We start from the raw sequence: 24766 nt of genomic DNA, 5'->3' as shown, positions 1-24766 counted from the left end.
GCAAGACTTTAGCCAGCACATCCCCGCATGTCCTTGCGTATCGCAACGGCAGATGCCATGATATTTGGTAGAACATGCTTAAATTACTTCAAATAGGTATAAATTATGCCAAAAACTGACCTAGATGCAATTGACCGCAAGATCATCGATTGCCTTCAATCCGATGGCCGAATGTCCAATCAGGAACTGTCCGAACGGGTCGGCTTATCGCCCAGCCCTTGTCTGCGCCGGGTACGCCAGTTGGAATCCGACGGCACCATCACGCACTATGTCGCTTTGGTTGACCCTGATAAGATCGGCCTTTCCGTGACAGCATTTGTCCGCGTACGCCTTGATCAACAGGATGATCGTCATTTGGAGGATTTTGAGACGGCTGTCGCCAGCTTTCCTGAGGTCATGGAATGTTATCTGATGACAGGCGAGGCAGATTATCAATTGCGCATATTGGTTGCATCCTTGACGCAATTTGAGGATTTTCTGCGCCACCGGCTGACCCGGGTGAAGGGCGTTGCCAATGTGACCACCAGCTTTGCGCTTCGGCCTGTCATTTACAAGACATCCGTTCCCACTTTGGAAGCCCCCATATGATCGCGCAGCTGTCGGCATCTGAGGCCCCCTATAAAATTTTCCGGACACAACAATCTTTTCAATCGAGAATGACGGTATTACCGTCGCATAAGAGCGAAAGACCCGTTGGTGGAGTGACGTGATGAAACTGGAAAATGACCCCCTCGCTGCATTTTGGATGCCGTTTACGGCAAACCGGGCGTTCAAGACGACGCCGCGCCAGCTCAAATCTGCGAAGGACATGCATTATACCAGCGATGATGGGCGGCAGATCCTTGATGGCACAGCTGGGCTTTGGGCGGTCAACGCAGGTCATTGCCGCCCACCTATTGTCGAAGCGATCCAGAAATGTGCCGCAGAGCTTGATTATGCCCCACCATTCCAATTGGGACATCCGCTGGCGTTTGAACTGGCTTCGCGCCTCGCAACGCTCATGCCTGAAGGCCTCGACCGGATATTCTTTACCAACTCGGGCTCTGAATCGGTCGATACGGCTCTCAAAATTGCGCTCGCCTACCAACGCGCGATTGGCCAAGGCACACGGACCCGCATGATCGGACGAGAACGCGGCTATAATGGCGTCGGCTTTGGTGGTATTTCGGTTGGCGGCATCGTCAACAACCGGCGGCAATTCGGCACCCTGTTGACGGGTGTTGACCATCTTCCGCACACCCATAATCTTGAACATAACGCCTTTACGATGGGCCGACCCGAATGGGGCGCGCATCTTGCAGATAATCTGGAGGCCATTGTCGCGCTGCATGGCGCGGAGACCATTGCGGCGGTCATTGTCGAACCCATGGCGGGTTCAACTGGCGTGTTGGTGCCGCCGATCGGATATCTCGAAAAATTGCGTGAGATTACCCGTAAGCATGGCATCGTGCTGATATTTGACGAAGTCATCACGGCGTTTGGTCGTGTCGGCGGTACGACAGCATCAGAAACATTAGGCGTGACGCCCGACATTATTACGATGGCAAAAGGCCTGACCAATGCCGCTGTGCCGATGGGCGCTGTCGCGGTCAGCCGCCATATCCACGACGGCGTTGTCGAAGGCGGTCCCGATGGCATCGAATTGTTCCACGGCTACACCTATTCCGGTCACCCCTTGGCCGCAGCGGCAGCCTTGGCAACGTTGGACCTTTACAAGTCGGAAGGCATTTTCGAAAATGCAGGTTCCCTCCACGGCTATTGGCAGGACGCGGTACACAGCCTGAAAGGCAAGAAAAATGTCATCGACATCCGCAACATGGGCATCGTTGCGGCTATCGAACTTGCGCCACATGCCGCCGGCGTTGGCAAGCGCGGCATGCAATTGTTCCACAAATGCTTCGACAATGGCGTGCTCGTGCGCGCGACAGGGGATATCATCGCGCTGTCTCCGCCGCTGATCTTGCAAAAATCCCATATCGATGAAATTGTCGGCCGGATCAGTGAATTGATCGAAACTGTCGATTAAAGCGACAGGACAATCTTTCCAACATGCTGCTTGGTCAAAAATGCTCCCTGCGCTTTGACGATGTCGAATAGGTCATAAGTTGCGGCCACCACTGGCCGGATTTCACCGCGTTCGATATAAGAGACAAGGTTTGGGAATACGTCGGGTTCCAGAACGGTGCAGCCAATCAAGCGCAAATCCTTAAGGTACAAAGTCCGCAGATCAAGATCGACAATGGGCCCAGAGATGGCACCTGAAACGCCATAACGACCACCGCGTTTCAGGACGTTTAGGATGGGGCCAAACTGCGATCCTCCGACAATATCGACAACGGCATCGAAAGATTCCTGCCCAAACAATGCTTCAAGATTGGCATCGCGTGGAACGACCCGCGACGCGCCCAGCGACCGAACAATCTCCGCCTTTGCGTCGGCTGCCATGGCGGTCACCTCAGCACCACGCCTTTTGGCAAGTTGTACCGCGGCAGAGCCAACGCCGCCCGATGCCCCGGTAATCAGCACGCGTTCGGCCGCCTGCACATGAATCCGCGTCAGGATGTTTTCTGCGGTCCCATAAGCGCAGGGGAAGCTTGCCAGCTCAATATCGGACAGCTCCGAAATAACGCGGTGCGCATGCAACGACGGGACGCAGGCATAATCCGCAAAGCCGCCGTCGACTTCGGAACCAAAATAGCGAATATCAAAGGCGCGCGCGCCGCGAAAGACAGGTTCAACCAACACGCGTTCCCCAATGCGTGCTGGGTCAACATCATCGCCCACCGCTACAATGCGCCCGCACGCATCGGCCCCCTGAATACGCGGAAATTGAAAGGCTGCGCCCGACCAGCCATCGTTGCCAGCGCCATCTATACCAGATGCAGCGCCCGCGTCCGTGGCTTCTGCCACTGACTTGGAATACCAGCCGATGCGGGTGTTTATATCGGTATTATTGACGCCCGCTGCCGCAACGCGGATCAATACCTCATTTGGCCCCGGTGTAGGCACCGGAACATCGTCTCGAAAACTAAGCTTATCATAGCCGCCATGGCCGGTCAGCAGGACCGCGCGCATATTGGCGGCTATTGTCACTCGGCGCGTTCCAGTCCGAATTGGTTGAGATACCATTTCTGGAAGTTGAGCACGCTGCCTTCTTGGTCGGAATACCGGCCAGGGCGATAGCGGCTGGACATGATGCCCGCCTGATTGTTTTCGGTTATGACTTTGTCCTGCGTCGTTGTTGCGTGATAGCCCCAGATCATTTTTTCAATGTCGACTTCCGCCTCGGTCGCGCGTCCATCCACCAGCCAGATCATCTCAACATCGGTCGCCAATGCGCCGCGCGGCGTGAATTGGAACAGGATGGCGAAATGATCATCTGCAACAATTTGGCTGAACGGGCTAAAGCTTAAGTGCATCCGTCCGCCATCCGCTTTGGTACGCTTGCCCATGAGCGGTGCGGGTGCAGAGCCATCTTGCGTTTCTGAGGCCCAGCCGTCCTTGTTCATGCGTTGCATCAAAAGGCGCAGGTGGCTGCTGCTGGGTGCCTCATCAATAGTGCCGATTGGGCGGCCTGCGGCTGCGGCACTTTGTTCCCACGCTTGCAACTTAGGCGCGAAGCTGGCGATGGCGTCTGCTGGTCCGGAACTTGGCCCAGCGCCAACGGCAACAATCGATTCCGATGCATGCATCGAACAGAATTCCGGGTGCGACGGCACGCAATGATAACATTCAAAGAAATTTTCCACGACCAGTTTCCAGTTTGCGGTCGTTGGATAACTGCCTGCATACGCAATACGCGCATCTGCAAAGCCGTGATAATCGAGAATGGCCCCCATATCGCCGAAGGTGGCATCGAAATCGACCGGCTCATCCTCGCTCATATTGATAAAGATCAGGCCGTGGAACACGCGGATATGGCATGCAAACAGGCTGTTTTCCGCTTTGTCGAAATCTTCTGGCATAAGCCGCGCAGAAATAAGCCGCCCATCAAGACCGAAGGTCCAAGCGTGATAGGGACAGACCAGGCGCGGCGCATTGCCGCTTTCCGACTGGCAGATCGTCGATCCACGGTGGCGGCAGACGTTGAAGAAGGCGCGGACACTGTCGGCATTTTCACGAATGACAATGATCTGCTCATTGCCAACCCGAAACAGGAAATAATCGCCCTTATTGGGGATTCGCGACACATGCCCGGCCAGCAGCCATTTCTGGCTGATGACTTGTTCAAAATCCGCCTTGAACACCGCGTCGCTGGTGTAAAATTCCTGATCAAAGCTGTACCCGACCTGAGTCTTTGCAGCGAGCTGTTGCATGATGGCATGTGATGTTTCGGTCATTAAATTTTGATCCGCATGTTTGAAGGGTCATAAAATGGTTTAAGCGAGGCGGTCACTGGATAGCGGACACCGGCAATTTCGATCTCATAATCATCAGGTCCGATTGGTCCGACCACGCCCCCGTCTGCTGCATCGACATAGCCAAGCCCGCACGCACCGCCAAGGGTGTGGGCGTACATGCCCGAACGGATATATCCGGCGATCCGGTCACCCTGCCAGATGGGTTCATTATGATAGAGCATGGGTTCGGGTGACTTTAAAAGAAACTGCACAAGGCGCTGCTTCAGGCCAGCCTCCTTTTGCGCCAACAACGCATCACGCCCAATGAATCCGCCAACCTTGTCCATCTTCACCGCAAAGCCGAGCCCGGCTTCCAAGGGCGTATCTTCATCGGTTATGTCATGGCCCCAATGGCGATAGGCCTTTTCCATGCGCAGCGCGTTGAGCGCATGATAACCGCAATGTTTCAGGCCAAAGGCCGCCCCTGCTGCGACAATTTCATCATAAACGCCCGTCATGAACTCGGTCGGGACGTAAAGCTCCCAACCCAATTCCCCGACATAGGTGATCCGCGAGGCACGCACGATGGCATAGCCAAGTTCGATTTCCTGCGATGTTGCAAAGGGAAACGCCTCATGCGACAGATCATTGGGGCAAATCGATTGAAGCAGCGCACGCGCATTTGGCCCCATGATGGAAATGACTCCCATGCCCGACGACACGTTGGTCAGGACAGCGTGCGCGTCATCGGGCGTGTGGCGTTTCAGCCAGTTAAAATCCTTGATCTCAGTCTCGGCCCCAGTGACAATCAAATAAGCAGTTTCCGACAGCCGCGTGACCGTCAAATCCGCTTCAATCCCACCCTTTTCATTAAGCCATTGGGTGTAAATCAGCTTGCCCGGTGCCACATCGACGTCATTGGCGCACACGCGGTTCAGCACAGCGCAGACATCTCGCCCTTCAAGCCGGAATTTGGCAAAGGAGCTTTGGTCAAACAGGCCCACAGCCTCGCGCACGGCCTTGCACTCTTCGGCATTGGCCTCAAACCAGTTTTGGCGGCCATAGCTATATGCATATTTGGGCGTGCTGCCAGGTTCGCCATACCAATTGGGCCGCTCCCAGCCAAAGGCTTCGCCATGGCAAGCGCCCGCTGCGACCAGCCGATCATGAATGGCAGAGCGGCGGACGCCACGCGCGGTTTCATACTGCTTGAACGGATAATGCGTTGCGTACAGCAGACCAAGGCTTTCGGTAACGCGCTCACGCAAATATTTGCGGTTAATCTGGAACGGCATGTTGCGGCGAATATCGACCGTCCAAAGATCTGCCGGTGGAATGCCGTCGCGGATCCAATCGGCCATAACCTTGCCAACGCCGCCTGCGGATTGCAGGCCGATAGAGTTTAAGCCCGCTGCAACAAAGCAGCCCTTTAATTCGGCACTTTCGCCCAGATGGTACCGCACATCGGGTGTGAAGCTTTCGGGGCCGCAGAAGAATTTCTGAATACCTGCCTTTTCAAGCGCGGGAACGCGGCGCATCGCATCCATCAACAGCGGTTCGAAATGTTCGAAGCTGCCCGCAATTTCGTCAAAACAGAAATCTTCGGAAATTCCGTCCATACCCCATGGCCGTGCATTGGGTTCAAATGCGCCAACGAGCAATTTGCCCGCGTCATATTTATAATAGCCGCAATAATCATAATCGCGCAGGACAGGCAGCGTGTTGTCGATACCCTCGACGCCCTCAAACAACACATAATAATGCTCACATGCATGCAATGGCGCAGCCACGCCCACGCTAGCCGCCAAGTCGCGCGTCCACATGCCGCCACATATCACGACATAATCGGCATCAATCGAACCGTCTGCCGTATCAACGCCCGTTATCCGGTCGCCATTGTGACGGATTTTGGTGACTTTGGTATTTTCAAATATTTTTGCGCCGCCGGTACGTGCGCCTTTGGCAAGCGCCTGCGTGATATCGACCGCATTGGCATAACCATCACTCGGGATGTGAATGCCGCCGACAACATCATCAACATTGACGATCTTCGCGAGCTCTTTGATTTCCTGTGGCGTCACCACATGGACGGGTAGATCAAACACTTTCGCCATAGAGGCGCTGCGTTTCAGTTCTTCAAAACGCTCTGCATTGGTTGCCATCGAAATGGAACCGCACTGGCGATAGCCTGTGGCCTGCCCGGTTTCCGCCTCAAGCCCCCGATACAGCTCGCCTGTGTATTTTGCGAGCTTGGTCATGTTAATCGACGGACGCAATTGGCCCACCAGACCTGCCGCATGCCATGTCGTCCCGCTGGTCAATTGCTTGCGTTCAAGCAACACCACATCGTCCCAACCAATCTTTGTCAGGTGATAGGCAATCGAACAACCGATAACACCGCCACCGATAATGACGACCTTCGCCTTTTTGGGGAGTTCAGCCACTAGATTACACCTTCATTTTTGCGTTATCGGGATCATAGGCAGGATGCTCCAGCACCGTTCCAACACGTCGTTCGCCCTGTAGCATGATGTCGAAACGGGACCCGGGCGCTGCATTTTCAATCGGCACGCAAGCAAAGAACAGGCTTTTACCCACACGGTGGCCGTAGCCACCTGACGTCGTCAGGCCGATGCATTGGTCGCCAATCAAACATGGTTCTGCGCCGCGCACGTCGACATTGGCAGCGTCCACCGCACCATAAACGATGCGGAAGCGGTCGGGCGCATCGAGTGTCGCTTGCTTGCCGACAAAGTCATCCTTGTTGAAATTGATGAAGCGCGGCATGTCGGCCTCAATCATTGTCAATTCGTTCGTGAGTTCGGAACCCCAAGCCTTATAGCCTTTTTCGATCCGCATCGTATTTGCGGCATATAGCCCGTAATTGACGATGCCATATTCCTGCCCAGATTCCCAAACAGCATCATAAAGCGCCGCAAGATCCTCCATCGCAGGATGCAGCTCCCACCCAAGCTCACCGGCGTAGGACACACGCAGCGCGCGCATTTTTATGCCCGCGATTGTGATCTCTTGACCACTTAACCAGCGGAAACCGTCATTCGTTAAGTCCGCATTGGTGAGCTTTGCCAGCACATCGCGCGAACGTGGGCCGTTCATCACCAGCACGCCCAAGTCCATCGTCAAATTGCGGATGGTTACATCCTCATGCGGCAATTTGCTTTGAATCAGCAAATCCCAGTCACGTTGTTCGGCCGCCGCCGCCGACAGGCAATAAAAATGATCGTCGGCAAAGCGCGTGACCGTCATTTCGCCGTAAATGCGCCCTTGAACCGACAGTGGATGTACCAAGCCGATACCGCCCACTTTCTTTGGCATACGGTTCGCACAAATACGGTTGAGGAAAGCCTCGGCATCGGGCCCGCACACGTCATATTTGGCAAAACCGGACAGATCGAGCACACCGACGCCTTCGGCAACGGCTTTCACCTCGGCGGCGACCGCGTCGAAGCTGTTGGTGCGTTGATAGCCGCCTTGCTCCTCGGCCCCGTCAAGCGCGAAATATTTGGGCCGTTCCCAGCCATAGGTTTCGCCATAGACAGCACCCGCCGACAGCAATTTGCCATATAGCGCGCTGGTCTTTTGTGAACGACCGTCGGGTTCTTCTTCACCCGGAAGTCGCGTCGTAAACGTCATCCGGTAATCGAGGAAAACCTTGTCGCGGCTGTAATTTTCGTCCGCATAAGGGCCATAACGGCGCGGGTCGAACTCGGTCATGTTGATGTCGGCATCGCCAAACACCATCCATTGCGCCATATACTTGCCAGCGCCGCCGCCTTGCGCAATACCAAAGCTGGTGCCGCAGCAATGCCAGAAATTTTTCAGCCCTACCGCTGGCCCCAATAAAGGCCCGCCATCAGGGGTATGCGGGATAGCGCCATTTACAAAGCGCCGCAGGCCAACCTCGCCAAATATCGGCATCCGCTCAATCGCGCGTTCAAGCCATGGGGCAATCCGCTCAAGGTCCTCGGGGAACAGCTCGCTGGTCGAATCCCATTCCGGGTGCCCGCCGCGTGGTGCCCACGCCTCGGCCAAGCCTGTCGTTTCATACACGCCTATCAGGCCGCTTTTCTGTTCCTGCCGGAAATAGCCCGATACATGCGGACAGCGCATAACCGGGATTTCCTCCTCGCGATCCTTAAACGCCGGAATGGGATCGGTGACGACATAATGATGCTCCATATTGGTCACCGGAATATCGATACCCGCCATTTGCGCGATTTGCCGAGCATAGCAGCCCGCGGCGTTCACGACGATTTCTGCTCTAATCGTGCCTTTTTCCGTCTCAACATCCCATTCGCCCGACGGCAATTGGGTCAGCCCAGTCACACGGTTTTTGCGGACAATCTTTGCGCCCATGTTCTTCGCACCAATCGCAAGCGCATTGCAGATACCAGAAGGATCAGCATGTCCGTCCTCAGTTGTACGTGCGCCCGCAATGACCCCTTCGAGTGTCATAAAAGGATTATGGCGCAGGATCTCCTCTGGCGGGATAATTTCCATTTCAAAGCCGATGATTTTGGAAAAACCCTCGATATAGCGCATCCAAGCCAACTCGCGCCCGTTGGTCGCAAGGCGAATTCCGCCGGATTTATGCCAGCTCACATATTGCCCCGTCAGCCCTTCAAGCTTTGGATAAAGCTGATTGCTATACGCATGCATTTTGGCGAGATTATAGCTTCCGGTGATGTTCGGGCACTGCCCGGCGGCGTGCCAAGTCGAGCCGGACGTCAGCTCATCCTTTTCGATCAACAAGCAGTCGGTCCATCCAAGCTCAGCGAGATGGTATAGCAGCGAGGCGCCCATTATGCCCCCGCCAATGATGACAACCCGCGCCGATGTTTGCATGACAGCCGTGCTCCTTTAGGCATTAAATTCGTCGAACCTTATGGCGGGTTCAAGGTCAGGCACAAATGGGGAATATGACGGGATCGGTTAAAAAAATTTTTGGATCACAACCGATGGTGTCTGTAAGGAAGGCAATATAATATTCTGATATGAAGGTAAAACATGCGGGTTGTATTGGTTACGGGTGCTGCGCAAGGGGTCGGCTATACGACCGCGAAGACGTTTGCCGCGATGGGATATCATGTCGTCCTGACAGATGTGCAGCCGCTTGATGCGCAAATCGAAACGCTATCGGCCCTTGGGCAAAGCGTATCCGCTGTGTCGGGTGACATTTCCTCGGAAGCTTTCGTGACCGAACTGGCCGAAAAAGTTGCGCGCGATCACACGGCAGTCGACGTCCTTGTAAATAATGCCGGTATCAGCATGATATGCCCCGCCGAAGACACAAGCCTAGACCAATGGCAGCGCGTCATGGACATTAATCTGACCGGACCGTTTTTGTTGTGCCGGGAATTTGGCAAGCAAATGCTGGCGCGTCGGCAGGGTAATATTGTTAACGTCGCCTCAATTGCGGGCTTGCACGGCGTTATCGACCGTTCGGCCTATAACGCGTCAAAACATGGGCTGATCGGATTAACACGCACACTTGCCGCCGAATGGGGCAGTCGCGGCGTGCGCGTCAACGCGATATGTCCCGGCTGGATCAAGACCGAAATGGACGAAGCGGACCAAGGTTCGGGCGCCTATTCTGATTCAGACATTATCAACCGCGTGCCCATGGGCCGTTTTGCAAAACCAGAAGATGTTGCGCGTGCCATTGCGTTTCTGGCGCAGGAAGACAGCTTTATAAACGGCGTTAGCCTCCCTGTAGACGGCGGATGGGTCGCGGATGCCAGTTGGGATGATCTTCGTTTGAAAAAACGTTGAAGGATTTTGCGTGGACTGGCAGAAACGCCGTCCCCTTACACCGTCACAACATAGTCACAGTTGACATCTACGGCGAAGGGGTCTGAGAAGAAATCTTAACTGTAAAGCGAAGCTCAATGGCAACCATTTCCATTTCTATCCGGAAGTTAGATGTTCAGGCCTATGCTCTGTGCATCGTTCGGGTGCTTTGGATCGCGTTACCGTTGGTGGCTTTGTTACCACTACATCTCGTCTGGCATCTGCTAAAACTGCCTTCGCCATGGGCTATGTTGTTCCTGCGCATTTCCACACGTGCGCTGGGCGCGCGGGTAACGGTTTACGGAAATCCATTGCGCAAAGACGTATTCTTTGTCGCCAACCATATCTCGTGGCACGATATCCCGATTTTGGCGGGGATTACCGGCTCTTCTTTTGTGGCGCAGGATGGTGTGAGGGATTGGCCAGTGATTGGCTGGCTCGCAAAACTGAACCGAACCGTTTTCATTAGCCGCAGCGAAAAACAAAATGTCGCTCAGCAAGTGGCCGAATTGCGCGAAGCGATTGCAGAAAATTGGTCGGTAACGCTTTTTCCAGAAGGTACGACGTCCGATGGCAGTGGGCTTTTGCCGTTCAAACAATCCCTGTTTGCGACCTTGGCTCCGCCACCCAAGCCAATGCTGATTCAACCTGTGTTGATCGATTTCGGCAATGATGGCCCAGAGATAGCTTGGCTGGGCGAAGAAACCGGCTGGGAAAGCGCGTGGCGCGCATTTACGCGGCCTGGCAGCTATGACGTTGGTGTGCATTTCCTCGAACCGTTCGACCCCGGCGCGCTTGCTGACCGTAAACTTGTGTGCGCCCTTGCGCGGACACGGATGGCCGAGGCATTATCTGCAAAGCTTGGTTACGACGTTTACTAAAACAGCCAGCTACGCTGCCATACGCGCAGGAATAGCAAAATAATTCACCCAATCGGCCAAATTTTTCAATTGTGGCCACGCATCGACGGCGCTCTAACTTTTTCAATCGGCGGGTAACGCTTTTTGAAAAACAACTGGGTGCAATCATGAAAATCGGATTTATCGGGCTTGGCAATGTCGGCGGAAAACTGGCGGGAAGCCTGATCCGTAACGGACATGACGTGACTGTCCGTGATCTTGATGACGCTTTAGTCGCCGAATATGTCGCGCGCGGCGCGTCATCGGCGGCCTCACCCAAGTTACTGGGCGAGGCTGTTGATTTAATCGTCACCTGCCTGCCATCGCCTGCCGCCAGTGCAGCCGTGGCCGAAGGCGAAGATGGCTTTTTGCAAGTGATGCGCCCAGGGCAAGCGTGGCTTGAAATGAGCACCACCGATTACAGTGAAATCATACGACTTGGCGCGCTCGTCGAAGCGCGCGGCGCGATGTTTATGGAATGTCCCGTCTCCGGCGGCTGTCACCGTGCCGACACGGGCAATATCGCGATTTTCGCTGGCGGCCCACGTGCCGCGTTCGAATTCGTTCTGCCTGTTTTGACAACGATGGGACGCCGCATATTGCACACAGGCGATCTGGGGACTGCATCGCAACTGAAGGTGATGACGAACTATCTATGCACTGTGCATCTCGTTGCGTTGGCTGAGGCGTTGACGACATGCAAGGCGATCGGCCTTGATATGAACACAACATATGAAGCTATCCGGATTTCATCGGGCAACAGCTTTGTCCATGAAACCGAAAGTCAGGTTATCCTGAACGGAAGCCGCGACATCAACTTTACGATGGATCTGGTCAGCAAGGATGTCGGCCTGTTCGACAAAATTGCCCATGCTGCCAATGTGCCCGTTGAGCTTTCGCCGCTTATCGTGAAGATATTCAAAGAGGGTGAGGCCGCCTACGGTCCGCGTGAGTTTTCACCGAACATCATCCGCCGCTATGAAGAGCCGCTTGGAATTAAAGTGTTGGGCACTGGCTTCCCTGCCGATATGGTCGATGATGAACCCGAAGAACCCGGGTACGAAGTTGTGGCCAAGCGCTAAGACTTAGGACCTAGCTGGCCGCAACCTTAGCCGACTGGCTATCTGCGACATTTTTGAACACCCAATCCATGAAAGTCCGGATTCGGGGATTCTCCCGCATATCTTTACGGCAGATCAACCCCCACGCGCCGGGACATACCGCCTTGTGCGCGATAGGCTGCACCAACCGGCCTGCGGCTAGGTCCTGATCCACAAACGGGCCGTTGACCAGAGCAATCCCTTCGCCATTTAGCGCCATTTCAAGCGCAACAGCCAAGGTATCAACCATAAGATACGGCACGGAAGGTTCAAACTCGGCACCGGCAGAAGCAAACCACGTTTCCCAGTTCTGCACTTCGGTGTAAATGGCGACGAGAGGTTTAGTCATCAATTGTTGTGGGGCGGGATTCTGCCCCATGGCTGCTGCCACCTCAGGACTGCATACCGGGAATAGGGCATATTCATACAGCGGTACCCAATGAAACTTGGCCGGGTCGGGTTCGGTTGCGCAATAGACCAACCCAACATCAGCATGCACATCGTCAAATTCCCATTCAACCGCGCACGTATTGAGCGTGAGTTTGATTTCGGGATGGTCAGCCAGAAATTGCGGCACGCGCTTTGCAAGCCAGCGGATTGACGCCGTCACATAGGTTTGCACCCGAAGCGGCTTATCCAGGGCATTGCGATGAACTTCTTCGACGCCCTCCAACAATGATTCAAACGCGGCCCGCACATAAGGGTAAAGCACCTTGCCCTCTTCGGTCGAGACAATATGGCGTCCTTCTTGAACGAACAAAGTTACGCCCAGCGCATCTTCGATAAGCTGAACTTGATGGCTGACCGCAGGGTGCGTCAGGCAAAGCTCATCGGCCGCATCGCGGATACTTTGGTGACGCGTCGCCGCTTCAAAGCCTTTCAGCGCTTTTAAAGGCGGCAATTGCTTAAGATCAATCTTCGGATGCATTGCCACTCCCTCCCCAGATTCGCGCGGTGGCACGGGAATAGCACAGCCGAAAAGGACTGGTAAATTAAATTAACGCATCAATTTTGCGTCTTCCAAAATCATCGCAGCGCCTTTTTCCGCGACCATGACCGTTGGTGCGTTGGTATTTCCTGATGTAATAGTCGGAAACACGGATGCATCGACCACCCGCAAGCCCTCAATGCCGTGCACGCGTAAGCGAACGTCAACCACCGAAGTGGCAGGGTCCGTCCCCATCATACAACTGCTTGTCGGATGATACACCGTGTCGGCGCGGGCGCGGAAGTCAGCCAACAAGGCTTCATCACCGTCAACCTGCGCGCCCGGAATAAGCTCCTCGGTTATTATATCGGCAAGCGGCTTGGTCGCCGCGAGCTGGCGCAATATCCGATTACCGGCCAATACGTCGTCAATGTCCGCCTGCGTTGCCAGATAATTGGGATGGATGGCAGGATGTTCGGAAGAGTCCGAACTGTTAAGTTCAATATGCCCCCGACTGGTTGGGCGGCAAGGGTTGTGCGACAGCAAAAATGCCGAAAACGGATCGGGATTCAGCAGTTTGCGTTCCGACAAGGGGGTCTTGGTGTAGCTGACCGGGCTGAAATAGAGTTGCAAATTGGGGTGCTCTTTGGTCGCATCGCTCCGCACGAACCCACCACTTTGATTGACGCTTAACGACAATGGTCCTGCCCGGTCTGCGACATAACGCAAACCAGCCCGCAATTTGCCCAGCAACGGGTGGAGCACATCATTCAACGTTGCCGTCCGGACCTTGTAGAAATAGGACACGGCAATATGGTCCTGCAAGTTACGGCCAACGGCCTTGGCGTCGATCAGCGGATCGATGCCGACATTTTTCAAATGCTCCGCGGGACCGATACCCGACAGCATTAACAATTGGGGCGAGTTAATCGCGCCGCCCGAAAGAATGACCTCGCGCCGCGCCTTTGCCTCTTTGCTTACGCCTTTGCAGGTATAAGCAACGCCTACTGCGCGTCGTCCTTCGAACAATATGCGCGAAACATGCGCTAATGTCTGAAGCTTCAACGTCTTGCGCTTGCGCGCCGGATGCAAAAACGCATTCGCCGTTGATGCACGCCAACCGCCACGCGTGTTGATTTGATAATATCCCACGCCCTCTGGCCGGCCGCCGTTGAAGTCACTGCTGGCAGGAAAGCCCAATGCCTGCGCAGACTCGATAAAGCTACGGCAGATGGGGTGCGCAAATGGCGAAGCATCGGTGACATGCTGCGGCCCGCCCTGGCCGTGATGCGCGCTATGCCAGTCGAAATCCTCTGACTTTTTGAAATAAGGCAGCACATCGTCCCAGCCCCAGCCTGCGTTGCCCAAGGCTTTCCAGTCATCAAAATCGCACGGCTGTCCGCGCACATAGACCATGGCATTGATCGAGCCCGAACCGCCAATCACCTTGCCGCGCGGCCAGTAGCTTCGCCTGCCCCCAAGCGCTTCAACTGGCTCGGTATCGTACATCCAGTTAATCCGCTTGTCGAAAAAGGTGCGGCCATAGCCAATGGGCATTTGAATCCAGATGGACCAATCGCTGCCGCCTGCCTCAAGCAACAAGACGCTGTATTTGCCGTCTTCGGTCAACCGGTTGGCAAGCACACAACCCGCGGTGCCTGCGCCGACGATGATATAGTCGAATTCCTCAGTCACTGAACGGGGTGCTGCGTCATTTCAAGGTGGAGCATATTACCCGTATAGGGGTTGGCGCGCGCGACATCTTCGTTCAATTCCACCCCTAGACCAGGCGCAGTCGACGGGATGACATGCCCCTCTTCAAAACGGATGGGTGATTTCAGGATTTCGGTGTGAAAGCCACCCCAACTCTCAATGCTTTCAAGAATAAGGAAGTTGGGCGAGCACGTCGCAATCTGGATATTGGCCGCGCCGACAATTGGTCCGCAATATAAATGCGGCGCAATCTGGACATGATCAACCTCCGCCATGGCGGCGATTTTCTTTGCTTCCAATATGCCGCCGACCCGGCCAAGATTCATTTGCAAAATGGCCGCCGCGCCCGCGCGCAACAGCCGTGCGAAATCATATTTGGTTGTCAGCCGTTCACCCGTTGCAATGGGAATCGATGTTGCTCTTGCCACCTTCGCCATTTCTTCGGGCGCATCGGGCGGCACGGGTTCTTCCAACCACAAAGGGTCATAAGTCTCTAGCCGCTTCGCAAGGCGAATGGCACCCGCCGCCGTCATTTGGCCATGCGTGCCAAATAATAGGTCGGCTTTCATGCCAACCGCTTCGCGCAAAGACTTTGCAAAGCGTTCGCACAGATCAAGGGCTTCCAACGACAATTGCCGCCCATCAAACGCGGAATACGGACCTGCGGGATCAAATTTCAATGCGGTAAAGCCTTGGGCCAAATATTCCGCCGACCGCTCCGCCGCGAGGTCGGGGTCGTGATATACGTCTTTTGTATCGCTGGGTCGCGGATAGATATAGGTATAGGCGCGCAATCGTTCATGCACCTGTCCGCCAAGCAACTTGTAAACTGGTTTGTTCGCCTCTTTGCCGATGATGTCCCAACACGCCATTTCGAGCGCGGACAAAACCCCCATCAGGGTCAAATCGGGATGCTGGGTAAAGCCGCTGGAATACACTCTGCGCCACATATTTTCGATATCGTGCGGGTCATTGCCTGCGACATAACGCGCAAACACATCCTCGATCATTTTGGCCACAAGATGCGGTTCAAACGGCACGCAATAGGCCTCACCAATGCCCGACACACCGCTGTCGGTCGTTATCTTGACGAAGACAAAATAGCGTCCGCCAAAATGCGGCGGCGGATTGCCCACGACAAAGGTTTCGATATCGGTCAGCTTCATGCAGTGCGGAACCCGCTGATCGATTTAATCTCCAGAAAATCGCGAACCCCAAACTCGCCATATTCGCGGCCATTACCCGATTGTTTATACCCACCAAACGGCGCCATATAATCCTGGCTTGTGCCATTGATGCTCACACCGCCCACCCGCATACGCCGCGCGACACGGTGCGCACGATCCATGTCGCTGGTCTGCACATACGCATAAAGGCCATATGGCGAGTCATTGGCGATAGCGATGGCATCGGCTTCATCTTTAAAGGGAATCAGCACGAGCACTGGCCCGAACACTTCTTCTTGCGCGATACGCATCTTGTTATGGACGCCGGCAAAGACCGTGGGTTTCACATAATAGCCCCGATCAAAGCCCTCGGCCCGGCCAGTGCCGCCGGCAACAAGCTGCGCACCTTCATCAATCCCGACCTGAATAAGGGCCTGTATCTTGTCATAATGCGCCTTGCTGACCACCGGGCCATAATGCGGCCCTTTCTCCATCGGGTCGCCAAGCACTGCGGCTTTCGCAACACGGGCCGCAATGGCAACTGCCGCGTCATAAACCGATTTTTCGACAAGCATACGCGTCGGTGCGTTGCACGATTGGCCGGTATTGCCATAGCAATCCAAAACGCCGCGCGTGACCGCTGCTTCCAAATCGCTGTCCGCAAAAACGATATTAGCTGATTTTCCACCCAGTTCTTGGGCAACACGCTTGACCGTATCTGCGGCGTTTTTGGCAATTTGAATGCCCGCCCGTGTCGATCCGGTGAAGGAGATCATGTCGACTTCGGGGTGGCTGGTCAGCGTATCGCCGACCGACGCACCCGTGCCGTGGACCATGTTGAATACGCCGTTCGGAAATCCGGCCTCTTCGACCATCTCGGCGAATAATTGCGCTGACAATGGCGCAATCTCGCTGGGTTTCAATACCATCGTACAACCGGTAATAAGCGCAGGACCCACCTTGCAGACGATCTGATTTATCGGCCAATTCCATGGCGTGATCAGCACGCAGACGCCGATAGGTTCATGCGTGACAATGCCATCTGTGCCGACATCATATTCCCAAGTCATTTCACGCACGGCTTTAACCGTCGCTTTCAAATGGCCGGGACCGCTTTCCGCCTGCGCATCGTGCGACAAGTCATAAGGCGCGCCCATCTCGGTCGAAATGGCATTGACCATTTCGTCATAGCGTCGCTCAAAAATGGTGATCAGCTTCTCCACCAAGGCAATCCGGTGTTCAAGCGTGGTCGCGGCAAAGCCATCAAATGCCGCCCGTGCGGCGTGGACGGCCCGATCAGCATCGTCGGACCCGCAAACCGCAACAATGGCGCAGACTTCTTCTGTGGCAGGGTTTACCGCATCCACCGTTGCCGTGGATGTCGCAGGCAAGACCCATGCGCCATTGATATAAGACTTAAGTGCGGAATTAGACATATCCAATGGCTCTCTTTTGATCTTCAATAATGTATTTTTCGGCGCGCCAATAATGCCAGGCCGCCCACAAACCCGTTGGCGCGAGAATGAGCTGTGCAAGACGTAGAGAATCTGCATTGCCGCCGCCTGTAGCATCAAAAAAGTCACTGAGGCTGCCAACAATAGTTGGCGCAACAATCAGGTTCAGAACATTCGCAACAAGCAAGGATATAGCCACGGCCATGGACCGCATTTTGGGTGCAGCCAAGTTCTGACATAGTGCAAATGCCGGACCGATGTAGAAATAGATTGCCGGAATAAACAACCACCACATAACCTGCGCTAGCCCCAGATCCCGCGTATAATATGCAAGGAATGAGGGGATAGTGGCCAATGCCGTTACCACGGCCAAAAGCCGAGCGATTTTTCGTGGATCGGTATACGTAGGGCGAGCCACCACCCATGCCGTTAACAACGACGCACCAATACCGCCGATAAGATAAATCCAGCCCAACATGCCGCCAGCTTCGCCTTCATCCATGCCATAAGTGCGCTGCAGGAACAGTGGCGTGAACCACATCAATCCCCAGCCCCAAAGTGCAGACAGGCCGCTGCCCGTCATCGCATGCACGGCCGATTTTTGTGACCAGAGGAATTTCAACGTTTCCATGATTGTCGGCGCCTTATCTTCCTGCACTAGGTCAAGGCGTCCGCGCTTTGGTTCCTTAATCGTTACTAGGATGATCAGCGCCAAAATGATACCCGGTACGCCCAGCACAAAGAAAGCGGCGCGCCAGCCGCGCAATGTAGAGACATAGCCCGCAATGTCCGAACCAAGCCACGCCCCGATGGGCGCGCCCAGTGCGAATATGGTCATGGCCATGGAACGCCGGTCGGCGGGGAAATAATCAGCAATAATCGAATTGCACGCCGGTGTGCCGCCAGCCTCACCGATGCCAACGCCCACACGGGCCAAAAGCAAGTCTAAATAACCGCGCGTATAGCCCGTAATCGCCGTCATAAATGACCAGACTGCAACCGACGCGGCCAGAAGGTTGCGGCGGTTCGTTCGGTCGCACAACCATGACAAGGGGATGCCCATGATCACATAGAAAAGCGCCAGCGGCAGTCCAAGCCATGCCGTTTCCGTATCGCTTAGGTTCAATTCTTCGCTAATCGGGCCAAGCAATGTGGACAAGACATAACGGTCCGCGATGCTGATCGTATACACCAACATCATGATGATCAGGACATACCAACGCTGCCCCAGCGAGGAGACTTCATCGACATTTACCGGAACCGACTGTGTATTGTTCGCCATGAAACTCCCTCTCAGGTTGTAGCCAGTTCTGGCCCTAATTTATTGCGCAGTGGATCCAGAAAACTGCTGAAATTTTCCCACTGATCGACACCGCTTTTGAAAATGGGTTGTCGCACCTGTTCCGAGCTCGCGGTGCGGACCGCGCGCTCGTTCTGGTGGAAATTGAGGCATGCTTCTTCAAAAGGAAGGCCGCAATAATCGAGCAAGCGCCGGACTTGGGCTTCCAGATCCGCAACGACTTCCTCATAACAGACGCGCAATATTTTACCCGGCAGCACATTATCCCAATGATCCATGAGCTGCACATAATCGGCATAATATTGCCCGACTTCCTCTAGTCCGTAGGTAAATTCCTGACCTTCGGCAAAGAGTTGCTTAAACCCGCTAAAGCAGCAACCCATGGCTCCGCGCCGCGCATCGATAATTTTGGCGTTCGGCAAAATCATGTGGATGAGGCCAATATGACGGAAATTATTTGGCATTTTATCGATGAAGAAGGGCGTGCCCTTTTTGCGATAGACCTGCGTGTCGCGGATAAACTCTTCACCGAAACGGGTCACATCTTCATGCGTCAAATCCGCCAAATTGGAGGGATATTCGGGCTCTTCCCCCACAACGCGCTGCCGGTCGAGCCGGAAGGCCAAAGCAAAGATATTCGGGAGCTCCATCGTCCCTTCCACTTGGCTGTGCGAGGCGAGGATTTGTTCCAGCAAGGTCGACCCCGCGCGCGGCAGCCCGACAATGAAAATCGGGTCACGGGCAGGACAACCCGCCCCTGAAAATTTTTCAAGCAGATCAGCCGTCACCAATTCGCGTTGCAGCCGCATTTCGTTCGACAGTCGGCTCGGATTATATTTCAGCTCCTCACGCTTTAAACGATTGCCCAGCTCATAATATTCGAACGAAGCACGATATTCGCCCCGATCTTCCAACGCTTTACCAAGCGCAAAACATAAGTGATACCGGTCATCAAGCGCCGTCATGGGCGAGGCTTGTCGCGTCTGCATTTGCGCAATTTCGGTGTCATCAAACCGGTAGGTCTTCAGATTGGCGAGGCTCCAATAGGCATCGCCGCAGTCCGGCCGCACTTCATACGCCCGTCGGTAGGCGGAAATTGCTTCATTTTGTCGGCCAACGGTTTTTAGCGCATGCCCATAGGTCAGATTTATACCCGGATTATTGGGCATTGACCCAAGCAGGGCCTCATAAATCAACATCGCTTCATCAAAATTGCCGACGGCAAGATTTTCATTGGCGTACAACATTTCAAACTCGGGATTACCCGGTTCTTTTCCGCGCAGTTCTGATGCTTCGCTGAGTGCCTGTTCGAACTTTTGCCGCTTACGTAATACTTTTACGTAGTCGAAATGCGCGCTGACATTGTCAGGTTCCAGCACCTTACAAGACTCGAGCAGAAACTCCGCCTCGTCATAGGCATTGAATTTCATGCCGATGTCGGCAAGCAATCGCATCGCCTCAACATGGTGGCCGTTGCGCTGCAGGAAGGCGCGACACAATTGCTCGGCCTTGTAGATGCGCCCTTCTTGAATAAAGCTCGCGACGCTTAGCAACTCAGCCGGAAGGGCAGACAGATGCGTATATTGCGCATGCGAAAAGTTAGCCGGCCCTTCGCGCCCAGCCGCTTCATGTAATTCGGAAAGAATACGCCAGCTTGCAACAAGCGCGCCATTATGCGTCACGGCACGTTGATAAGCAGCGACCGCTTCTTCGACACGACCGGCATCGCGAAAGCAATGCCCACGCTCTTGCCACGCACGGCCATAGCCTGAGTTAACAGCAAGCAATCCATCAAGAGTAGCGAGTGCTGACGGCACTTGCCGCCGCATCCGCTGCGTGACTGCCAAAGTATACATAGCATCAATGTTATCGGATGCGTTTTTAAGTATGCCAACGCACAAGGCCTCTGCTTCAGCCAAGCGGGCATTTTGCAAATGCGACCGAGCTTCACGCAAGTTGGCGTCAATAGTATCCGGCGAGGCCTCGGCCAACATTGTCACCTATTCTCCCATATTGTGACGAACGATTGCACGAACCCTGCAGCAATTCGCACGCTTAACGCAATGCAGAAATGCAGAAATGGCAAAGCGCCCCTAGTTTCCTAGGGGCGCCCGCCGTGGTGCTTAAATCTTGTACGAGAAACGCAGTCCGATTGTACGTGGACGTGAGGTTGTTGTACGAAGCTCACCGTCATTCCCGCTCTTGTAAAGCTCGGGCCGCTCATCGGTCAGGTTGTCACCAAATAATTCCAGCCGCCATTCGTCTTTGGAGACGCCGAACGATGCCGAAACCGTGCTGTATGAACCAAGGTTTTGCGCGGCTTTAATTGGCGCAATCACGTCACCCGGATTGACCGTGACACCGTTATATACGACTGCCGTGCTGCCGCCATACCTAATGTCGACATTGTCTATTACGTCGGAAATACTCTTACCGACATAATGAAATCCAACTTGAGCAAATGGAGCGAGGCCCGACGAAAGTTCCTTTTCCCAATGCATACGCGCATTGAACTGGAATTTGGGGCTTAGCGCCAACGGACTTCCTAGCGGACGAAGCAAGGTGGTATTCTTCCGATACTTCGTCATTTCCGAATCGTTATACGAAAACGCACTGTTGAATGTGAGTTCTGGCGTTGTGCGCCATGTTACATCACCCTCAAGGCCTCTGATCCGCGCATCAAGCAGGTTCGTCGTAAAGGTCTGGTTGGAAATATTCTGGTCAAATATCGTGATCTGGATATTGCTCCAATCGATCTGATACGCTGCAAAATTGACCTGTAAACGCCGGTCGAGCAGTGAGAACTTCCCACCAACTTCATAATTTTGTACCTTGTCAGGCACATATGTACCAAGGCGGACAAAATCTGCATTGGTGGGGCAAATCGCGCTTGGTACACGACAAGGACGCCGGTTAAAGCCGCCTGGACGGAAACCATCCGAATAGGTTGCGTAAACCAGAGAACCGTCGCCGATGCGATAGGTCAAGTTGGCTTTGTACAATACGCCATCATATTTTGCAGGTGAGGCATCGGCGTAAAGCTGATTGAGGTTGGCACTAACGTTATACGTTGTGGGCGGTGATCCTGCGGCGGAATATGTTCCCGTAACGGCATTGTAAACGCCCCGTGCTCCGCCAAAGCTACCATTGGACGAGCCATTGATCGATGCTTTTTCGTTGTAGTAACGCAGACCACCGGTGAGCGTCAGCTTTTCAGGAATGATGTCGAACGAGGCTTCACCATAAGCAGCAAACTGCTTATCCTTGCGTTGGATGTCGTTAAAGAAGCCGACCTTGACGGGACGAATACTAGTGTCGTTAGCATTGACCGAAGCATTCGGCGCACGGCGGTAGATATATCCAGCAGCCTCTTGCAGATACGACCAGTCGGTATTGTCGAATAATTTGTTCTCGTCGTAAAATAGACCGAATGTTCCGCGAATGCGCTTGTCAACAGGCGTTGTGATACGAAGCTCCTGCGTCATACGCTCAGTCCGGTTGCGAACCTGATAGCTTTTGTTTGGCGCGTAACATGTATTCCCCGCGGTCTGGGCCTGGCTGCTATAATAAACCCCCGCATCACATTCATAATAAGGCAAATAAAGCCCAATGTTCGAATAACCCGCATAATCAGCAACCTGAGTGGCGCTGTGCTTCATAAACGAACCCGTGTAGATCAGGTCAAGCGCGCCCAAGCGGCCGTTGACAGCCCAAGTAGACAGGTTAACTTTGTCGCGAAGACTGTTATCAGCAAACTTGGTTACCTTAAGGTCACCAACATCGGGCTCAAAGTCAAACACGCCATCAGTATCTAGTTCCTGGCGCACGTGCATGAGGTCGACAGACCAATCGTCGGTCACCTTCCAAGTCAGGGCAATACGGCCACCGCGATAGGTCGCGTCATTATAATTATCTTCGACAAATGCGTCATTATCGATAGTCTGGCGCGTCGGTGCCTGATAACCGCTTCCTGTGCAATTCAGAACCGCAGTACACGACTGAAGAGCCCGAGTTACCAACAATGGGTTGCCCGTCGGTAATTTTCCGGCAACGCCAACATTGCCGTTGAACGGCATTTGGTATGTCCCCGCAATATTGTCAATATAGCCACCCTGACGGTCGGTATAAAATACGGCGCGAACGGCCAACTTATCCTGCACGACGGGGATGTTGATAAATGCATCGCCGGCAACGCTTTCTTCACCGCCCTTGGTAAAGGCATAGCTGGAGTTGAAACCGGCGCTAAACGCGCTCGTGTCTGGCTTATTCGTGATGTAGCGGACCGCGCCGCCCATCGCACTTGCGCCAAAGAGCGTGCCCTGTGGGCCTGCCAAAACTTCGACGCGCTGAAGGTCAACTGCGTAAAGGTCAAGGTTACGGCCAACAAGCGATGCAGGTGCATCGTTAATGTAGAGCGCGACCGTAGGCTGCGCACCGGCAGTACCGGCAATTTGCAGACCCGGCGAATCCGTCGAGAGGCCACGAATAAAGATCGAAGATGCACCAGGACCGCGTGAAGCAGCGCGCACATTAGGAAGATATTCGATCAACTTGTCGAATTTGGTTATGTTGAGATCGCTCAGCGTGTCACCACCCAAAGCGGTAATCGCGAGCGGAACTTTGTTTACCGACTCTTCGCGACGTGTTGCGGTCACAACGATATCCGCAATACCGCGGTCCTGCTCCTCAGCCGACTGTTGAGCAAATGCAGGATTGATGCCGATGCCAACGCTGGCCGACGCAATCACAAGCGCCGCAGTCGAAACTTTCAAATAACTTTTCAATTTTCTTCCCCTCAACCATCCCCCGACATTGCGAGGGTTTTTAAACTCCACTTTGCAGATTGAAACTGGAGGCCCACGCAAGCAACTGACCAAATTTTCGCGATTGGTAAAATAAATTCGTCAATCAATTACATCATCTACATATCCCGATTAGAAGACCTAATATATGCCTGAACGAGTTGGTGCCTGCGGCGTTGGGAGGCTAGGCGGGGGCCAATTTCTATGGGAGTAGGGTACAAGATGAAAACGGGCGCCGACTTTGTTCTGTTAATCATGTGCGAGGACCGAAAGGGTATCGTCGCCGCTGTCGCCAACTCAATCGCCAGCCAGGATTGCAACATCGTCGAAAGCTCGCAGTATAGCGATGAAAATACCGGCAGGTTTTTTATGCGTATTGCGATTGCGTGCGCCGCCGAAACGACACAAGAAAGTTTTAGCGCCGCATTTATGCCCATTGCGACCGCTTTCCAGTTGGAGTGGCGCATCCACGACTTGCGCAAAAAACTCCGCGCCATGATCATGGTGAGCCAAGGCGGTCATTGCTTGAACGACCTGCTGTACCGAACCTCCACCAACCGGCTGCCGATGGAAGTCACCAGCGTGGTATCCAACCACTTGAATTGGCAACGCCGCACAGAGCATGAAGGCATGGCCTTTCACCATTTGCCGATCACGCCAGAAAACAAGGTGGAACAAGAGGCCAAATTGCTGGCCATGGTGGAAGAACAGCAAGTCGATCTCATCATCCTTGCGCGTTATATGCAGGTCCTGTCGGACCAGCTTTGCCGCAAACTCGATGGCCGTGTGATTAACATTCACCACAGCTTTCTGCCGGGATTCAAAGGCGCAAAGCCGTATCACCGTGCGTATGAACGGGGCGTCAAAATGGTTGGTGCCACGGCGCATTATGTAACCGCCGACCTTGACGAAGGGCCGATCATCACGCAGGACGTGTCCATCGTTGACCATGCCGACACCGTCGATGATTTAATTGCGCAGGGCCAAGACACCGAAAGCCGGGTACTTGCCCGTGCGGTCAAGCTCCATTTGGAACATCGCGTGATGCTGAACGGCAACCGCACTATTGTGTTTAAATAAAATACGCGCACATCACATAACAATTAAGGATCCCTGCCATGAAGACCCGCGCAGCCGTTGCATTTGAAGCGAAGAAGCCATTGGAGATTGTCGAGCTTGATTTGGAAGGTCCAAAGGCTGGCGAAGTGTTGGTCGAGATCATGGCGACTGGCATTTGCCATACTGATGCCTAT

Annotated in this window: 17 protein-coding genes and 1 pseudogene; 7 read left to right on the top strand and 11 right to left on the bottom strand. The window is 54.2% G+C overall.

Annotation, left to right across the window (positions count from 1 at the left end; translation table 11 throughout):
- The first annotated feature begins 105 nt into the window (after positions 1-105).
- A complete protein-coding gene (locus Q0N43_RS04915) occupies positions 106-588 on the top strand; it encodes an Lrp/AsnC family transcriptional regulator (RefSeq protein WP_295443362.1) in 483 nt (160 codons plus the stop codon).
- A 121-nt stretch (positions 589-709) separates the two neighbouring features.
- Entirely contained in the window at positions 710-2026 is a 1317-nt protein-coding gene (locus tag Q0N43_RS04910; protein ID WP_295443357.1) for an aspartate aminotransferase family protein, read from the top strand.
- Here Q0N43_RS04910 and Q0N43_RS04905 read toward each other — a convergent pair.
- From Q0N43_RS04905 to Q0N43_RS04890, 4 genes are read right to left on the bottom strand one after another with little or no spacing between them, the layout of a single operon-like run.
- On the bottom strand, positions 2023-3093 hold the full coding sequence (locus Q0N43_RS04905) for an alcohol dehydrogenase family protein (RefSeq protein ID WP_295443354.1): 1071 nt from the start codon (positions 3091-3093) through the stop codon (positions 2023-2025). The genes Q0N43_RS04910 and Q0N43_RS04905 overlap by 4 nt on opposite strands.
- Positions 3090-4340 (bottom strand): aromatic ring-hydroxylating dioxygenase subunit alpha, encoded by a 1251-nt coding sequence (locus Q0N43_RS04900; protein ID WP_295443351.1) that lies wholly within the window; start codon positions 4338-4340, stop codon positions 3090-3092. Before Q0N43_RS04900 ends, Q0N43_RS04905 begins: the two co-directional genes overlap by 4 nt.
- Positions 4340-6784 (bottom strand): FAD-dependent oxidoreductase, encoded by a 2445-nt coding sequence (locus tag Q0N43_RS04895; protein WP_295443349.1) that lies wholly within the window; start codon positions 6782-6784, stop codon positions 4340-4342. The genes Q0N43_RS04900 and Q0N43_RS04895 overlap by 1 nt, the downstream gene beginning before the upstream one ends.
- Before the next feature lie 4 nt (positions 6785-6788).
- Positions 6789-9206 carry an FAD-dependent oxidoreductase gene (locus Q0N43_RS04890; RefSeq protein WP_295443346.1) on the bottom strand — a complete coding sequence of 806 codons (2418 nt, stop codon included), beginning with the start codon at positions 9204-9206 and terminating at the stop codon, positions 6789-6791.
- Between the two features lie 162 nt (positions 9207-9368).
- Between Q0N43_RS04890 and Q0N43_RS04885 the strand changes: the two genes are divergently transcribed.
- The 3 genes from Q0N43_RS04885 to Q0N43_RS04875 all read left to right on the top strand — a co-directional run bounded on the left by Q0N43_RS04885 (position 9369) and on the right by Q0N43_RS04875 (position 12132).
- A complete protein-coding gene (locus Q0N43_RS04885; protein ID WP_295443343.1) occupies positions 9369-10133 on the top strand; it encodes an SDR family oxidoreductase in 765 nt (254 codons plus the stop codon).
- A gap of 116 nt (positions 10134-10249) precedes the next feature.
- Entirely contained in the window at positions 10250-11032 is a 783-nt protein-coding gene (locus tag Q0N43_RS04880) for a lysophospholipid acyltransferase family protein (RefSeq protein WP_295443340.1), read from the top strand.
- Between the two features lie 146 nt (positions 11033-11178).
- The gene (locus tag Q0N43_RS04875; RefSeq protein ID WP_295443337.1) at positions 11179-12132 is read left to right on the top strand and encodes an NAD(P)-dependent oxidoreductase; all 954 of its coding nucleotides are present in this window, start codon (positions 11179-11181) and stop codon (positions 12130-12132) included.
- 10 nt (positions 12133-12142) lie between these two features.
- On the opposite strand, the gene Q0N43_RS04870 is transcribed toward Q0N43_RS04875, so the two are convergent.
- The 7 genes from Q0N43_RS04870 to Q0N43_RS04840 all read right to left on the bottom strand — a co-directional run bounded on the left by Q0N43_RS04870 (position 12143) and on the right by Q0N43_RS04840 (position 23495).
- The gene (locus Q0N43_RS04870) at positions 12143-13078 is read right to left on the bottom strand and encodes a LysR substrate-binding domain-containing protein (RefSeq protein WP_295443334.1); all 936 of its coding nucleotides are present in this window, start codon (positions 13076-13078) and stop codon (positions 12143-12145) included.
- A gap of 69 nt (positions 13079-13147) precedes the next feature.
- A complete protein-coding gene (locus tag Q0N43_RS04865; protein WP_295443331.1) occupies positions 13148-14773 on the bottom strand; it encodes a GMC family oxidoreductase N-terminal domain-containing protein in 1626 nt (541 codons plus the stop codon).
- The gene (locus Q0N43_RS04860) at positions 14770-15957 is read right to left on the bottom strand and encodes a mandelate racemase/muconate lactonizing enzyme family protein (protein WP_295443328.1); all 1188 of its coding nucleotides are present in this window, start codon (positions 15955-15957) and stop codon (positions 14770-14772) included. Before Q0N43_RS04860 ends, Q0N43_RS04865 begins: the two co-directional genes overlap by 4 nt.
- Positions 15954-17393: an aldehyde dehydrogenase family protein gene (locus tag Q0N43_RS04855; protein WP_295443324.1), complete on the bottom strand. Its 1440-nt coding sequence runs from the start codon at positions 17391-17393 to the stop codon at positions 15954-15956. The genes Q0N43_RS04860 and Q0N43_RS04855 overlap by 4 nt, the downstream gene beginning before the upstream one ends.
- Positions 17386-18693: an MFS transporter gene (locus tag Q0N43_RS04850; RefSeq protein ID WP_295443322.1), complete on the bottom strand. Its 1308-nt coding sequence runs from the start codon at positions 18691-18693 to the stop codon at positions 17386-17388. The genes Q0N43_RS04855 and Q0N43_RS04850 overlap by 8 nt, the downstream gene beginning before the upstream one ends.
- Before the next feature lie 11 nt (positions 18694-18704).
- On the bottom strand, positions 18705-20705 hold the full coding sequence (locus Q0N43_RS04845; RefSeq protein WP_295443567.1) for a tetratricopeptide repeat-containing sulfotransferase family protein: 2001 nt from the start codon (positions 20703-20705) through the stop codon (positions 18705-18707).
- 129 nt (positions 20706-20834) lie between these two features.
- On the bottom strand, positions 20835-23495 hold the full coding sequence (locus Q0N43_RS04840) for a TonB-dependent receptor (RefSeq protein ID WP_295443319.1): 2661 nt from the start codon (positions 23493-23495) through the stop codon (positions 20835-20837).
- A gap of 240 nt (positions 23496-23735) precedes the next feature.
- Between Q0N43_RS04840 and purU the strand changes: the two genes are divergently transcribed.
- The gene (gene purU / locus Q0N43_RS04835; RefSeq protein ID WP_295443316.1) at positions 23736-24593 is read left to right on the top strand and encodes a formyltetrahydrofolate deformylase; all 858 of its coding nucleotides are present in this window, start codon (positions 23736-23738) and stop codon (positions 24591-24593) included.
- Positions 24594-24631: 38 nt separating this feature from the next.
- Positions 24632-24766: pseudogene (locus Q0N43_RS04830) on the top strand (S-(hydroxymethyl)glutathione dehydrogenase); the annotation flags it as partial.

This window comes from Sphingorhabdus sp. EL138, assembly GCF_945882965.1.
Lineage (GTDB): Bacteria > Pseudomonadota > Alphaproteobacteria > Sphingomonadales > Sphingomonadaceae > Sphingorhabdus_B.
This window is presented reverse-complemented; position numbering and strand designations above follow the sequence as displayed.

What these genes read in the sequence shown, in the direction of transcription:
- Q0N43_RS04850 (WP_295443322.1), bottom strand. Translation starts at nt 18,693, where the DNA reads ATGGCGAACAATACACAGTCGGTTCCGGTAAATGTCGATGAAGTCTCC.
- Q0N43_RS04890 (WP_295443346.1), bottom strand. Translation starts at nt 9,206, where the DNA reads ATGCAAACATCGGCGCGGGTTGTCATCATTGGCGGGGGCATAATGGGC.
- Q0N43_RS04875 (WP_295443337.1), top strand. Translation starts at nt 11,179, where the DNA reads ATGAAAATCGGATTTATCGGGCTTGGCAATGTCGGCGGAAAACTGGCG.
- purU (WP_295443316.1), top strand. Translation starts at nt 23,736, where the DNA reads ATGAAAACGGGCGCCGACTTTGTTCTGTTAATCATGTGCGAGGACCGA.
- Q0N43_RS04880 (WP_295443340.1), top strand. Translation starts at nt 10,250, where the DNA reads ATGGCAACCATTTCCATTTCTATCCGGAAGTTAGATGTTCAGGCCTAT.
- Q0N43_RS04910 (WP_295443357.1), top strand. Translation starts at nt 710, where the DNA reads ATGAAACTGGAAAATGACCCCCTCGCTGCATTTTGGATGCCGTTTACG.
- Q0N43_RS04860 (WP_295443328.1), bottom strand. Translation starts at nt 15,957, where the DNA reads ATGAAGCTGACCGATATCGAAACCTTTGTCGTGGGCAATCCGCCGCCG.
- Q0N43_RS04885 (WP_295443343.1), top strand. Translation starts at nt 9,369, where the DNA reads ATGCGGGTTGTATTGGTTACGGGTGCTGCGCAAGGGGTCGGCTATACG.
- Q0N43_RS04915 (WP_295443362.1), top strand. Translation starts at nt 106, where the DNA reads ATGCCAAAAACTGACCTAGATGCAATTGACCGCAAGATCATCGATTGC.
- Q0N43_RS04845 (WP_295443567.1), bottom strand. Translation starts at nt 20,705, where the DNA reads ATGTTGGCCGAGGCCTCGCCGGATACTATTGACGCCAACTTGCGTGAA.
- Q0N43_RS04855 (WP_295443324.1), bottom strand. Translation starts at nt 17,393, where the DNA reads ATGTCTAATTCCGCACTTAAGTCTTATATCAATGGCGCATGGGTCTTG.
- Q0N43_RS04870 (WP_295443334.1), bottom strand. Translation starts at nt 13,078, where the DNA reads ATGCATCCGAAGATTGATCTTAAGCAATTGCCGCCTTTAAAAGCGCTG.
- Q0N43_RS04900 (WP_295443351.1), bottom strand. Translation starts at nt 4,340, where the DNA reads ATGACCGAAACATCACATGCCATCATGCAACAGCTCGCTGCAAAGACT.